This window comes from Providencia sp. PROV267 (assembly GCF_028477825.1).
Classification (GTDB): domain Bacteria; phylum Pseudomonadota; class Gammaproteobacteria; order Enterobacterales; family Enterobacteriaceae; genus Providencia; species Providencia stuartii.
In genome coordinates, this window is the sequence record NZ_JAMPLX010000011.1 from 236,534 (window position 1) to 251,656 (window position 15,123).

At 40.6% G+C, this 15,123-nt stretch carries 13 protein-coding genes; 5 read left to right on the plus strand and 8 right to left on the minus strand.

The annotated features are described in order from the left end of the window. Positions 1–7 precede the first annotated feature (7 nt). The 5 genes from arnT (at position 8) to PR709_RS09790 (ending at position 4,079) form a co-directional block, all read left to right on the plus strand. The gene (gene arnT / locus PR709_RS09770) at positions 8–1,666 is read left to right on the plus strand and encodes a lipid IV(A) 4-amino-4-deoxy-L-arabinosyltransferase (protein WP_004919103.1); all 1,659 of its coding nucleotides are present in this window, start codon (positions 8–10) and stop codon (positions 1,664–1,666) included. After that, a complete protein-coding gene (arnE, locus tag PR709_RS09775; RefSeq protein ID WP_004919105.1) occupies positions 1,663–2,010 on the plus strand; it encodes a 4-amino-4-deoxy-L-arabinose-phosphoundecaprenol flippase subunit ArnE in 348 nt (115 codons plus the stop codon). The genes arnT and arnE overlap by 4 nt, the downstream gene beginning before the upstream one ends. Further along, the gene (gene arnF / locus PR709_RS09780; RefSeq protein ID WP_004919107.1) at positions 2,007–2,408 is read left to right on the plus strand and encodes a 4-amino-4-deoxy-L-arabinose-phosphoundecaprenol flippase subunit ArnF; all 402 of its coding nucleotides are present in this window, start codon (positions 2,007–2,009) and stop codon (positions 2,406–2,408) included. Before arnE ends, arnF begins: the two co-directional genes overlap by 4 nt. 90 nt (positions 2,409–2,498) lie before the next feature. Continuing rightward, complete coding sequence (locus PR709_RS09785) at positions 2,499–2,987, plus strand: C40 family peptidase (RefSeq protein ID WP_014658203.1); 489 nt, start codon at positions 2,499–2,501, stop codon at positions 2,985–2,987. A 75-nt stretch (positions 2,988–3,062) separates the two neighbouring features. Next, positions 3,063–4,079, plus strand: coding sequence for a lipoate--protein ligase (locus tag PR709_RS09790; RefSeq protein WP_004919115.1), 1,017 nt, complete (start codon positions 3,063–3,065; stop codon positions 4,077–4,079). Between the two features lie 77 nt (positions 4,080–4,156). Here PR709_RS09790 and PR709_RS09795 read toward each other — a convergent pair whose 3' ends face one another. From PR709_RS09795 to PR709_RS09830, 8 genes are all read right to left on the minus strand, one after another. After that, positions 4,157–5,695: a phosphoethanolamine transferase gene (locus PR709_RS09795; RefSeq protein WP_272570877.1), complete on the minus strand. Its 1,539-nt coding sequence runs from the start codon at positions 5,693–5,695 to the stop codon at positions 4,157–4,159. Between the two features lie 397 nt (positions 5,696–6,092). Beyond that, complete coding sequence (locus PR709_RS09800) at positions 6,093–6,464, minus strand: helix-turn-helix domain-containing protein (protein ID WP_014658208.1); 372 nt, start codon at positions 6,462–6,464, stop codon at positions 6,093–6,095. 651 nt (positions 6,465–7,115) lie between these two features. After that, positions 7,116–7,901 carry a heme ABC transporter ATP-binding protein gene (locus PR709_RS09805; protein WP_004919124.1) on the minus strand — a complete coding sequence of 262 codons (786 nt, stop codon included), beginning with the start codon at positions 7,899–7,901 and terminating at the stop codon, positions 7,116–7,118. A gap of 5 nt (positions 7,902–7,906) precedes the next feature. Then, entirely contained in the window at positions 7,907–8,908 is a 1,002-nt protein-coding gene (locus tag PR709_RS09810) for a FecCD family ABC transporter permease (RefSeq protein ID WP_004919125.1), read from the minus strand. After that, positions 8,905–9,726: a heme/hemin ABC transporter substrate-binding protein gene (locus PR709_RS09815; RefSeq protein ID WP_036939993.1), complete on the minus strand. Its 822-nt coding sequence runs from the start codon at positions 9,724–9,726 to the stop codon at positions 8,905–8,907. Before PR709_RS09815 ends, PR709_RS09810 begins: the two co-directional genes overlap by 4 nt. Before the next feature lie 17 nt (positions 9,727–9,743). Then, on the minus strand, positions 9,744–10,793 hold the full coding sequence (locus PR709_RS09820; RefSeq protein WP_004919129.1) for a hemin-degrading factor: 1,050 nt from the start codon (positions 10,791–10,793) through the stop codon (positions 9,744–9,746). A 26-nt stretch (positions 10,794–10,819) separates the two neighbouring features. Continuing rightward, a complete protein-coding gene (locus PR709_RS09825; RefSeq protein WP_014658210.1) occupies positions 10,820–12,820 on the minus strand; it encodes a TonB-dependent hemoglobin/transferrin/lactoferrin family receptor in 2,001 nt (666 codons plus the stop codon). Between the two features lie 114 nt (positions 12,821–12,934). Next, positions 12,935–15,088, minus strand: coding sequence for a TonB-dependent receptor domain-containing protein (locus tag PR709_RS09830; RefSeq protein WP_004919134.1), 2,154 nt, complete (start codon positions 15,086–15,088; stop codon positions 12,935–12,937). Positions 15,089–15,123: the final 35 nt, after the last annotated feature.

The following is a 15,123-nucleotide window of genomic DNA, read 5'->3' on the forward strand; positions in this document are numbered from 1 at the left end:
TATAAGCATGTTGAATAATCGAGCGAGCAAAGTAGGAGCCTCTCTGCTGGCTCTTTTTTTTATCTTAACTTATCTGCTACCGTTAAATAGCCGTTTACTCTGGCAACCTGACGAAACACGATATGCAGAAATCAGCCGTGAAATGTTACAACGCGGTGATTGGATCGTGCCATATATGCTGGATATACGCTATTTTGAAAAGCCAGTAGCAGGCTATTGGATCAACAATATTAGCCAAATGATTTTTGGCGATACTAACTTTGCAGTTCGTTTTGGTTCGGTATTTTGTATTTTGCTCAGTGCATTACTTGTTTACCGAATGGCAAAAATGATGTGGCGTAACAACCATGTCGCTTATGTCGCAAGTTTTATTTATGTGTCGATGTTCTTGGTATTTGCTGTCGGCACCTATAGTGTACTTGACCCTATGCTATCACTCTGGATAGCAGCCAGTATGTATTGTTGCCTATGGGCAATGAAGGCGCGGGGCGTAAAAGAAAAACTTGCTGCATGGATATGTCTTGGTTTAGCGTGTGGGATGGCCTTTATGACCAAAGGGTTCCTTGCGCTTGCCATTCCTGTGATTGTAATGTTGCCTATCACAATCTACCAAAAGCGCTTTCTTGAGATGGTGAAGTATGGGCCATTGGCGATTATATCAGCGGTTATCATTAGTTTACCTTGGGCGCTAGCCATCGCTAAACAGGAGCCTGACTATTGGAATTATTTCTTCTGGATAGAGCACATTAAACGTTTTACCGCCGATGATGCGCAACACATTGCTCCTTTTTGGTATTACATTCCGATTATTTTATTAGGCAGTATACCTTGGGTTGGGTTATTACCTGGCTCTTTGCTGAAAGGTTGGAGAGAGCGCAAATCAAGTCCAGATATGTTTTTCTTACTCTGTTGGTTTATTGTGCCCGTGATCTTCTTCAGCATTTCACGCGGCAAATTGCCAACATATATGCTGCCATTTATGGCTCCACTAGCACTGCTCATGGCTAAATATGGGGTGGATTGTGTACGCAGTGGGAAGATGAAAGCATTAAAGGCCAATGGCATGATCAACGTTGCGATTGGGGTGCTCGCCGTAATCGCTGTCATTGTTGTCAGTACGGTGATTAAGCGTCCGTTATACGAAGCCGACGAATGGTCAAAAATGGTGCTTGGTATCGTTGCTTTTTCGATTTGGGGTATCATCGGTTACCTATGTACCGTGTTAAATGCCAAATATTGGCTATGGGCCGCCTCTTGCTCGTTGGCGGTGAGCCTGTGTATCGGTAGTGCATTGCCAAATAACACGATAAATTCCAAACTGCCACAGAGCTTTATCCACCAAAACCATGACTTGTTGATGGATAGCAAATATCTTATGGCGAGTAATGTGGGCATTGCAGCCGGGTTAGCGTGGGAAACGAAAAACGCTAATATCTACCTGTATAATAGCAGCGGTGAGCTGACTTATGGTTTGGAATACCCGGATAGCCAACACCGTTTAGTGAAGCCTGATCAATTTGCGGCTTGGTTGGCAAAAGCTCGCCAAGAAGGCCAAGTGACAGTGGTTTTCTTACTTGGACGTAAAGAAGGATTACCGGATATTCCTAAGCCAGATGAGGTGATCAGTAATTCGCGAATTGCGATAGTGGTGTATCACAAACAATGATTGCTCAATTATTATTACTGCTTTTAGTTAGTGTACTCACTTGCCTTGGGCAAATAGCGCAAAAGCAAGCGGTGGTATGCTGGCAGGGTGATAAACATAATAAAACGGCATCAGCCATTCGTTGGCTGGTGCTGGCATTGCTAATGCTTGGGTTAGGTATGCTGTTTTGGCTTAAATTGCTCGAAAGCATGCCGCTTAGCATTGCGTATCCAATGCTTAGTATTAATTTTGTGTTGGTTACTTTGATTGGTCAGTTTGTCTACCATGAGCAGACAGGGCTTAATCATTGGTTAGGTGTGGCGGCAATTATGTTTGGTATTTTCTTGATGAGTATAAGCGGATGAACAAAGGCTATTTTTGGGTAATAGGAAGTGCGCTATTAGTCACCATTGCACAATTAAGCTTAAAAGCAGGTGTAGTGGGGTTGCCTTCGTTTACATTAGGATGGCATTGGTTACAATCTGAATGGCTACTCGCAAATCTGGCAAATCTTAGCATAGTGTTTGTGGGGTTAGTCTGCTATGCCTTATCAATGTTATGTTGGTTGTTTGCACTAAAATCCATCCCGCTTAATAAAGCCTATCCGCTGATTAGTTTAAGCTATGTATTTGTTTATCTATTGGCGGTTATTTTACCTTGGTATCATGAACCCGCGACTTGGCTAAAAGCAGGGGGCGTTGCATTTATTATCCTTGGTGTTTGGTTAATTAGCCGTCCAACAAAAGGACAATCTCAAAAGTAGAATAATTTGGTTGCGTGATAATTTATTTTTCATATTTGAGCAACTATGATAATAAATTAAGCGTGTCGATTGTTTATTTAAGGGTGCAACATGATAATAAAATGGCAACACCTACCATTATTGCTTTCATTAGTGTTGATTGGCTGCTCTTCCACGTCGGTAAAAAGAACGCCACCACCGCCACTAAAAACGCAATTATCTGACCCTATAATGACCATTGCACAACTTAAAGAACAGTTAGAGCAATGGTATGGTACGCCATATAATTATGGTGGGATGAGTCAAAGCGGTATTGATTGCTCTGGGTTTGTTTACCGTACATTTAGCGACCGTTTTGCTATCCAATTGCCGCGTACAACGATAGATCAAACACGATTGGGAACGCGTATTGATAAATCCGATCTGATGCCGGGTGATCTCGTCTTCTTTAAAACGGGGTCCGGTGAAAATGGTTTACATGTCGGAATTTATGATACAGATAATACCTTTATTCATGCATCGACCAGTAAGGGTGTGATCCGTTCGTCAATGGATAATGTGTATTGGCGAAAAGTGTTTTGGCAAGCGCGGCGTATCTGATTTCCCGTGTGATCCCCTCATTTTTGTCTTCAATTATGCTATCTTAGTTGCAACTTTTGTTTCTAGGATAGCTTAATGTCTCGCTTACGTTTACTGATTTCAGAATCTTTCGACCCTTGGTTTAACCTTGCGGTTGAAGAGACGATTTTTCGTCAAATGCCCGCCGATCAACGTGTTATGTTTTTATGGCGTAACGCTGACACGGTCGTTATTGGGCGAGCACAGAACCCATGGAAAGAGTGTAATACGCGTCGTATGGAAGAGGATAATGTACGCTTAGCTCGTCGTAGTAGCGGGGGCGGTGCCGTTTTTCAAGATCTCGGCAATACGTGTTTTACCTTCATGGCGGGCAAACCAGAATATGATAAAAGTATTTCGACAAAAATTATTGTGGATGGCTTAGCAAGGGTGGGGATCAATGCTGAGGTTTCTGGTCGCAATGATTTGGTATTAAACACCGATGATGGGCCAAGGAAAATATCAGGATCTGCTTACCGAGAAACCCGTGACAGAGGATTCCATCATGGTACTTTACTTATCAATTCTGATTTAAATCGGCTTGCAGATTATCTTAACCCTGACCCTAAAAAATTACAGGCTAAAGGGATCACTTCAGTTCGCTCAAGAGTCACGAATTTATGTGAACTGGTATCAGATATCAGTCATGAAAAAGTGTGCGAGGGTATCGTAAAAAGCTTTTTCGATTATTATGGTGAAACCGTTGAGGCTGAATTTATCTCACCTGAGAAATTACCGGACTTACCGCATTTTCGTGAAACTTTTGCGAAGCAAAGTAGTTGGGAATGGAATTTCGGTCAAGCACCTGCTTTTACCCATTATAGTGATACACGTTTCCCATGGGGAGGTATCGAATTTCATTTTGATATTGAAAAAGGGGTTATTAAACGTTGCCAATTTTTTACGGACAGTCTTGACCCATCCCCATTAGAATGGTTAAGCCAGAAACTTACCGATCAAGTTTACCAAACAGAAACCATTCGTAAATTAATATTAGAAATGCATCAAATATGGCCTGAATTAACCGAACAGTTATCTGATCTTGAAAGCTGGCTAGTGCATGAGTTAAGCTAAATACGCTTTGTTTCTATGCTGCTTAAATGTTACCTAACCCGAAATAAAAATAGGTAAGGGGTAGGTAACATTAAGCGTTATTTACCATGAATATTAATAGCGTCATCCGGTTTGTCTTCTATTTTTTCACTCAAACCAAAATCTTCTATATAATTTTCTGAATTAAATAAATGATAATTTTCATTTAGAAGTGGATTAGAAACGCCTAACCAATTAGCAATACCATCAATAAACATCATCCCAGATTTGTTAGCAACAATATATTGAGTTGATTGGTGATCGGAAGAGAGCTGGATTAATGGAACACGGTACGCATATTTTGTTTTTCCGTGTAGGAGCTTTATTTGGTCTCCCTCTTCTTGATGGGAAAGACCATGATCAGCAAAGTAAATCATTGAGAATTTACGTTCTTTTTGTTGGTATTGCGTCTCTAACAATGAATAAATTGACTCAAGGATCTCATCTGTTTTATTAATGCTTGCAACATAGCAGGAGATATTATGATATTGCCTATCTTGGGTAATAAAATGATTTTCATAATCCTGAATTCTACCGCATGGGTTCGGGTGTGAACCATAAAGATGTATAATAAATAATCTTTTTTGTTTCTTTTGGCTAGGGGCATTTAATTCTTTTTGAAAGATAGGAATAAGGGAAAAATCACTTTCATCATTAGAATTGAAGGCGCCGAGTTTATTGAATTTTTTCACATCAGCATGCTTTGCTATAAAGGTAATTGGAGTGTCGTGTTTACCGATATAACCTTGATTCGATATCCAGTATGTTTTGAAACCGGCTGATTTGGCGAGTCCAACTAGATTTAAGCCATAATTAGGTTCTAATTTTTCTTTATCTGACTGTGTTAACATTAATCTTAATGAGCCAATAGTGTTATTTCCAGCACTGTTTAACCCATCAATAATGGTACTGTTCACACGGCTTAAGAAGGGGGTGTTATTTATAGGGTATCCATAGACACCCATATAATCACGGCGAACACTCTCTCCGATCACTAATACATAGTCATCATAACGGCTGTTGTTATTTAACGTTGATTTTCCCCATTCGCTGGATTTGGTAAAATCATGTAGTGCGCTAACCTCACCCTTAACCTTAGATACGGATTCATAAATATTGTAGAAATAATCAAATGGTGATTGATTAATCAAGGCAATTATCACCAGAATGATCATCAGTGTTTTGTTTCGATAATAATTAATATTTAATTTTGTACATAATTTTTGGAAGGCGAATATTCCAACAATAATGAGGACGGCATAAAGATAATGAGTAAATGGAATTTGTGTGAAAAACTCAATGCCCTCAATAGCATCAGTTGCAATAACCGAAGCAAAATATTGGTAGGTTGGTTTATCAAAGGTCAGTCCAATAGGCGTATAAATAGCATACAATATTGCTATTGGTACACCTATCCAATAATAAGCTTTTTTTGAAGCGTAAAGGATAATATAAAGAGCACAGACGAGCGTAATGTCTCTCGGAGTTGGATGAGCATACCCAGAACCTTTCAACATTAATTTTGATGAAACGATAAGAATGATGAGTGGTATAATGTATAAAAAATAGTGTTTTATTTTTAAGATTTTATTTTGCATTCTATTTTTATACCATGCAAATAATCTGGAATGTCCCACAAAAACAGCCTTTATAACAATAAGAAAATAATATTAATAATAATTTAACTATAACACTCATAAATGAGTTGCCGCAGATTATGTTTTTTTTCACTGAATGTCAAAAAAATACACATTGGACGTGTGTGCTTTAAAGGCATGACATCACTCTATTATCCGTTCTGAAATGATCTTTTAAGAGAAGATAGCTTTCTTTTGTTGCTATATAAGGCGGTATTGAGGATAAACTTGTTAGCGATATGGGCAAATTTCAAAAAAAGAGCCGGTATTTACCGGCTCGGACATAGACTTCAATGTTTAGGGAATGAAAAAATAATTAAGGGGACTATTAATACTCAACTATACAACTGAAATTTATTTAGTTGTTGCAGTTGCAAGACATAAATGTTTTACATTCAGGCAACTGACCACTTTGACGAAATTTTGCTGGGGTAATGTCAAAGTGTTTTTTAAAGATACGTGTAAAAGTGGCTTGTGAGCTAAAACCATATTGCAGAGCGATATCTAAAATTGGCAGGTTACCATTGCGTAATGATTTAGCAGCTTCTAATAAACGGCGTTTACGAACGTATTCGCCAAGCGTGCAACCTTTCATTTCTTTGAAAACACGCTGTAAATGCCACTTTGAATAACCACTTTTATCGGCAATTGTGTCGATTTTGATGCCTTCATTGCGCTGTAACTGACTTTCCAGCCATTTAACAATATCGTTGACTACACTCTCAGACATATTTACCTCCCACTTCTATGGGTTATTGTTCATTAATAACTAATAATAACTAAAGAAATTACTGTCTATTCTTCCCATTTTTCCGATATATCGATAGGCATAACGTGCTTTTTTTTAATGAGAATAGTTATTGATACGATAGATTTTATTAATAACTCAAACTTATACATACAAGAGTGTATGTTATTTACCTATTAAAATCAAATAGCTGAGTGTAAATGGTAGGGGTTGATATATCAAAAAAGCAGACGGATATATCAAGTTCAATTTTTTTGTTGGATGTATTCGAAATTATTAACCAAGTAAAATATTGAAAAATTAATTTAACTTAAGTTGTGATAGGTGTGCTGATTTTTACCATCAATACTTAGGAAATACCGAGGTAATAGTGACGGGGGTTAATGCTCAATAATCTGTGATTTTTGATGCTAATGGTTGACTGTTTAACTTTAGTTGAACTATCAAATAAGTCAATTTACTTAACGTATCTTTAACAATTTAAAAAAATCACTTGACTCAACATGGTATAAGCAAGAAATACATGGCGTGGCATTCATGTCCTGTTTTGGCAAAGAGGTTAGCTGGAGATGAAATTATGCAAAGGGAAGACTATTAGGTTTCTTGAGAAGACCCAAGAAACCTAATAGGTGACTAACGACGCAAGTAGATGTGTGGGGTGGCTGTTTCAGGATGTGAGATCACATCTAAATCTGCTTTATACCAACGAGTTAGATTTTCTGTCGTCAGAACTTCTTCAGGCGTACCTGCCGCCGCAAGTTGGCCTTGGTGAATTAAGTACACGCGATCAGCATACAGGGAGGTAAGGTTAAGATCGTGTAAGACGCAACACACGCCAAAAGGCCGCTCACGTGTTAATTGGTGTAATAACCGTAGGCTATGTTGTTGATGGTAAAGATCAAGAGCTGAAGTTGGTTCATCAAGAAAAAGACAAGCAGGGCTATGGTTGGGTTGCCAGACTTGAGCAAGTACTCGTGCTAACTGAACGCGTTGTTGTTCACCACCAGAAAGCTGACGGAAATCGCGTTGGCGTAATTCCAAACAATCTGTTTGTGCTAACGCCTCTTCAATGGCTTGTTGCTTATGCTCAGCGCCATACGGGCTACGCCCCATCGCCACGACATCTTCAACAGTAAAGGCAAATGATAAGCTACTTTGTTGCTTCATCACCGCACGTTTTTTCGCCAATGCATTATGTTGCCATTTGCGTAAATCTAAACCTTCTAACAGACACTCCCCGTGAGTGGGAGAGTGAAAACCAGTCAGTAGTTTTAATAAACTGGATTTTCCTGCACCGTTTGGACCAATAATGACGACCATTTCATGTTGCTGTATGGATAAACTGATATCTTTTATTAATACCTTATCGGCAACGTGAAAACTGAGGTTACGTGCTTCAAGTAGAGTTTGTGTATTCATGATGTTTAAACTCTCCCTGCTGGTTGACGTAAAATTAGCCATAAAAAGTAAGGCCCGCCAATGAGTCCTGTTAGTAATCCAACAGGAATTTCAGCAGGAGAAACCGCAGTTCGAGCAATGGTATCGGCAATTAAAAGTAAGGTCGCTCCAACAATCGCAGAGCCAGGTATTAGCCAGCGGTGATCAGGGCCTAGCGTCATACGGATTAAATGGGGTACCACGAGGCCGACGAAACCAATCACGCCACTCATTGCAACAGCACAACCTACCAGTAAGGCGCTAAGGAATAGTAAAATAAATTTTGTTCGCTCCACATTTAACCCGAGATAGTGAGCGTCTTCATCACCTAGTTGCAGTAGATTAAGTCTATTACCTTGCCAAAGGCAGACAAAGCAGGTCGGTAAGATAACACTGGCGGCAATCGTTAAGGAAGTCCAGTCGACATTCGCAAGTGTTCCCATCATCCATAAGCTAAAAGTACGCAGCTGTTGGTCATCGCTGATATAGCTTAGTACGCCGATGAATGACATACACAAGGCATTGATCGCAATCCCAGCGAGAAGTAAGCGTGCTAAATTCCCATTTGAGTAGCGATTTAAGCTAAAAATAATAATTGAAACAATAAGGCTGCCGACGAAAGCGGCGCCAATATGCCCATAGTTAAGTAGGGCGGTAGGTAATGAAAAAGAGAATACAATAAATGCAGCGACACATAAGGCCGCGCCACTGCTGATCCCTAATAAGCTGGGATCAGCAAGCGGGTTACGAAATAACCCCTGCATGATGGCACCTGAAACAGCAAGAGCAAGACCGACTAAAATCGCTAGCAAAATACGTGGTAGCCGGATATTGAGCCAGATCTGCCAAAGAGGGTCTGTGGCAGGCGTCTGCCACAGAGTTTTAAACGATACATTCATTGCGCCAGCGTTGGAGGCAAGTAAGGCAATCGCCATCAAAACGAACAATAACGCAATGATAGCGAACAGAGGGTATTTAATTCGACTCATTGAAACTTCTCTAATGCCTCGCGTATCTGTTGCATGACTTTAGGGGTACCAAGGCTAAATCCAAGCATTCCCATATCATCAACAACGATTAGTGCCTTATTTTTTGCGGCAGGTGTCATTGCCAGGCCTGGCAATTTCCAGACTTTATCTTCACCACCTAATGATTTGATGCCTTCATGGGTGACGATAATCAAATCAGGTTGACTTGCAATCACACCTTCTTGTGATAATGGGCGGTAACTATTAAACCCGTTCATGGCGTTTTTAGCTCCCGCCGCTTTGATAAGACTATCCGCAGCGGTTTGCTGCCCCGCAGCAAGCGGCATTACGCCACCATGACTCATGATAAACAGAATTTTTTTATCTATGGGTGAGGTATTTACTTTGGCAATCTGTTGATTAAATTGCTCAACTAACCGTTTACCTTGTTCTGTTTTACCGACAGCATTAGCCACCGTTGTAATTTTTTCTGGAATGGCTTCTAATGCAGGCTTACCAGTCACCTTGATGACTTTTACACCACTTTTTTCTATCTGGGAAAGTGCCATTGAGGGTTTTGCTAGTTCACTGGCAAGCACAAGCGTTGGGCGCATAGAAAGCACACCTTCAGCGTTGAGCATTCGCATATAACCGACATCGGGTAGCTTAACAGCTTGAGCAGGATGAAGGCTGGTGCTATCTCGAGCAACCACTTGAGAGCCTGCATCAAGTTCAAAAACAATCTCCGTAACATCACCACCTAACGTGATGATCCGTTCGGCTGATTGAGCGGAAAAGCTCATGATTAATGTCACTGCAATTAGAAGCCATTGTTTCATTTTTATTTACCTAACGATTAAATGTGCGGTAGCGCCATAACCTGATTACGCCATTGTTCTTGCTCTGGAGTACCTTCAGTACGTTGCCCGTACATTTGTACGATTTGATTACCGTCTTTATCGAAGACTTCAAGGCTTGTTACGAAACCATCTTGAGTAGGTTTACGTGTTACCCAACACTCTGAAACGCCGTTTTCAATCATATGCAACGTAAAGTCTGGATTAAAAATGTTGAGCCATTTAATGTCCGAACCTTCTGCTTGGTATGGCATAAGGCGTTTTAATTGACCAGTAAAAATCTGCACGCAGCCACGATTACCGACAAAAATCATGATTTCATTTTGGTCATTAAACGCGGTATTGACTAATTGATTGAATGAATCAACAGGAACTTGCCATGCTAAATCATCACTAACGGCACGGAAGACTTGTTGGCGACTAAGATTATTTTTTTTCAATAAAATAAAGAACTGGTGGACATCGGTCATGTTGCGCCACTCTTGTTCTAGCTGCTGTTTCAATTCATCACTGATTGGCTGCTCAGAGAATGGCACAGCGGCTTCAATAGCAAGAGGTGGATTGTCTGACGTTGCATATTGTGCAATGAGAGAGTTCCATGCCGCCATATCAGTCTCATCTGTAGTATAGACTTTATGCAGCGCATCGCCTTGTTTATCGAAAAATTGAATACTATGGCGTTCACCATTTTTTGAATCTTCAGTCAGCGTGAAAATGGCATCCCAATGAGAGAAGAACATGCGTAAGTCTAAGGCGCGTGGATTTAAAATTAACCCTGCATGGTCGCTAAATTTTGCATTGTCATAGCGACCAACTTGCTCATGAACAACATACTCATTGCGGGTGATGGCCTTAACTTTACCGACAGATGCTAGCGCTTTCAGCAGTGTTGGGGCATCAACATTCAGTCTTTGTGCTTTGTCATGACCTACACGACAATGCAATAGTTCACCTTCTGAAACATTAAGGTAGGCAGCCAGATCACGAGCGTATTTTGCTTTGTTTTCTGCTTTTGCTTGTTGGTAACGCTCGAAAAGTGTTGAACTCACAGTGTATCTCCTTAATTAACTATAAATTACCATTGGAAGCTGACGAGCAGCTTGGCATTACGCCCATCCTGAGGGACGCCTTGTGACGAGTAGTATTCTTTATCGAAGGCATTGCCTAAAACGACACTGGTTCCTAGGCCTTTTAATTGGCCTTCACCTTGGTAGCTAACGTAAAAATCATGAACAGCGTAGCCTGCTTGGCGCGGTGCTTTGGATGCATCGTTGAAATCGGTATGACGAGTAAATTCACCTAACCAACCCACAGAAAAACCACTGTCTGAAATTGGTACGTTAAGGTTGCTGGTTAGCGAGTCAGGTTTAATGGAGGTAATTGATTTACCATTTGATTCATCTTTACCTTCGGTGTGGTTATAAGCTAAATTCCAACCCAAATAGTCGTTTTTATAGTCCATTGAAGCATCCCAACCCCAAATTTTAGCTCGTTTTGTATTGATGGAGGTTGTGTAGTTATTCTGAGGATTTCTAAAGTCAACGTTCACATAGGTATTGATATAGTCTTTTGCTTTAGTGTCAAAATAACTTGCTTTAAATTGTAGATTGTCACGTTCAGTGAATAGATCATCAAACCGTAGCCCAACCCCATATTCAGCAGTACGTGTAGACTCTGGTTTGAGATTGGGATTTGGTCGCCATTTATTTACTATTGGGCCCATTTGGAAATGAATTTCATCGTTATACATTTCCATCATAGAAGGTGCTCGGAAAGCTTCTGAATAAGAGGCAAATAGCATTGACCAGTCTGTTGGTGTAATGCTAACGGCGCCTTTAGAAGACCATTTGCCTTCTTTCACGTCCTCATTATCTTTAGCGGTTGCTTTATAATGGTCATAGCGAGTGCCAACAATAAACGATACAGGTAAGTCTTTTAAGGCGATTTCATCTTGCAAGAAACCTGAAGCAAAGGTGATATCAGCATCAGGGAATTGCGTTGTTGAAGCGTAAGGTGTTTGATTTTGTTTGTATGTTTCGCCGCCATAAGTAAAGTTATGGGCTGCGATAGGTAAATCATACAAGTGTGTTTTATTATCAACTTTCAGACCATAAGTTTTTTGGGTACGGCCTTCATAGTGAGTATTTTTACCTTTAGCGGTAATATTAACGTCAGAATAGTAAGTGGTTGCTTTAAGATTTAACCAATCGTTTGATTCTGGGTTTAACTGGTAAGTCGCTTGGGCATCACGTTGACGTGTAGTGCGGTTAACCTTTAGATTATCCTTAGTAATATCGATTTGTTGTGGGTCTTTGGGTTCATATGCATTGTTATTGTAATAGCGCAGTTGCCCTGATAGCTTTTGCTTATCATCAAACTGCCATGTCCCTTTGGCGAGTAGGTTTGAGATGGTTTCTTTGTTTTCCATATCATCGCCATTGCTTAAGCGAACATCTCCGACTTGTTTGGTAACAAAACTAAACAAACCATCAAATTGCTCAGTACGCCCAAAAGATGTACCGCCAAAACCAAAGCTATGATCCCCTGTAGCAGCTTGGCTAAAGACACGAAAGCCACTGTTTTGACCCTCACGTAATAGATCTTTAGCATCTACGGTTTCCCAAGCGATCACACCTCCCATCGCGCCGCTACCATACAGTAGAGCTGAAGGGCCACGAACAATTTCGACTTGTTTTATCAGTGCAGGATCAATAAATGTGCCGTTAACGTGACCAGTATCAGTACCTTGGCGTACATTATCGACGAGGGTTAAAATACCGCGACGGTCAAAACCACGCATGTAGATATCTTGACCATTAGTGCGACTAGTACCAGTAACACCGATCCCCGGAATTTTACGCAAGATATCGTTGACCGTACTTGCCGTTTTTGTTTCAGGTGAGTCATTTTTGATCACAGTGACCATCATTGGGGCATCGAAGCTATCTCTTTCAGTACCTGTTGCATAGACGGTCATCACATCATTGCGATTTGATGGTGTTGTTTCTGCATGAGCGCTTGCCATAACGGAAAGTATTGCGCTTGTCAGAACGGATAAACGTAAAACATGAGACATATTGTTATACTCCATAAAGTGTTACCGGTTTGCTCCCTAAGTTTCGATTTTGCCTAAATCTGTATGCAGGGAAACAAACCGGCGAGTATTATTTATTTTATAATTATTAAATGGTTACCATTGATAACTCACATTGAAATAGAAATTACGGCCTTCTTGGGGAACCCCCATCGAAGAGACATATTGACGATCAAAGGCGTTTTTCATCGTTAATGTCGTATTCAACCCTTTTATAAATTGGTCAGCTTGATAGTTCACATAAAAGTCATGAAGGCTATAGCCTGCATACTGGATGACTTCTTTATGGTAACGATCGAGTCCATGCTGAGATTTATGTTGTTTTAATTGGTACTTAGCATTGCCTTGGAACTGTGTTTTAGCCGCAAATTCACCTACCCAGCCAAGACTAAGGCCAGTAGTTGCAATGGGGGCATTGAAGCGAATGAGTAGCGTTTCAGGGCGAATGGAAGAGAGAGAATAGCCTGTGCCGTCCTCTTTACCTGTTGTTTTGTTATGACTGATATTTAAATCAAACCAGTGGGTTTTGTAGCGAATAAAGCTATCAATACCTCGAATGGTGGCGGAAGGAACATTGCTAAAATAAATTTCATTAGGGAACCATTGATATTGCCCTTTCATGAAATGGTATTTTTTGGTGTAACGACCTTCAACGGCAATATGGTTTTTCGCTTTGGTATCAAAATACGTTGACCCAAATTGCAGTTCATCGCCATTTGATAACAGATCATCAAAACTTGCTTTTAAACCAACTTCTACTGTTTTATTTGTCTCAGGTTGTAAGTCAGGCGTAGGTCTAAAATCGGAAGTTAGCCAGCCGCCCATCACCGAAAAGTGATTAGAATTGTTATACAGCTCTGCCATACGAGGCGTCCGATAACCTTCGGAGTAAGAGGAGTATAGGTTTAACCAATGTGCCGGCGTGATACTGACCGCAAAACGTGATGACCAATTCGTGTCTCTATTCTTTGCAAACCCTTGACGTGAAGCTTCATAGCTTGTGAAACGGGTTCCTGCTGAGAGTGTAATAGGCAGGTGGTGTAACGTCATATCATTGTTAACCCAGCCCGAAATATTAGCTAGTCGAGCAGGGGGGTAGCTGATCGCGTGTTTATTGGGTTTTTGCTGTTGTTGATAATACTCGATACCACTTTCTATTTGGTTATTCACCCAGCCCTCAATAGGAACAATAAAGTGATTAGTCAATTTTGTACCATAGGTATATTGCGTACGCTTTTCGCGTTGATATTGATTATCAGCCTTAGCTTTTTCTCTATCTAACTGACTCAAAGAGAGGTCGGTATAGTACAGATCCCAATTTGCTTGCCAGTTAGGGAAACGGTTTGAGGTAATATATTGACTAATTGAAACATCCCGCTGGTGGCTATCGCGCTCGTGGGGCGTGTTTTTAAAACGCGTATCAGCGGAGTTGTTTACTGTAGGTTGTTTGAGACCTAACCCATCATTACGATAATCACGTAGCTGTAAGGCTAAATGATAATTAGGGTGTGCATACCAAGTGGTTTTTAATAACCAATTATGCACTTTCTCATGATTATCTTGAGTTGGAAAATCCGCAGATGCGAGTGAATATTTTTTACGTTGGCTATAACTTAATAGCATATCCAGAGGGCCAGTATGTCCATATACCGATGCCCCGGCAAGGTAGCTGTGGTCATTGCGGTTGACCCCACTGAAAACGCGGCCTCCTAATGCCTGCCCTTGCTTTAATAAATCCTTTGCATTCACGGTTTTCATCGCTACGACACCCGCTAGCGCGCCACTTCCATGAGCAACGGATGAAGCACCTTTATGGACAAAGACTTTTTTTACCAGTGACGGGTCAATAAATGTCGCATTGTATAACCCAGAATTAAAATCTTGAGTGACGTTATCCACTGTGATTTTTACACCACGAGAATCATAGCCACGTAGATGAACCTCTTGACCGTAGGTTCCACCAGTACCAGAAACAAAAATACCGGGTTGGCCTTTTAATAAATCTAAGGCAGAGCTTGCTGATTGATATTCAGGGGCTTGAGCATCAATGACATCGACTTGCTCGGCCACCGTAATATTTTCGTGATGAAAAGGGTGGGTCGTAACATGAACAGTATCACCTATCGTCTTTTTTGCTGTTGCAACCGCGCTAAATCCTGAAATAGCGAGTGTTGTCGCAAGTGCGGAAACGGTTATTTTTGAACCATTTAACGATATGGTGGGTGTAACAGACATCAGTTTAAACTCCATAGGAAATCCTTTCCTTATGTGGTGAATATCGCTGG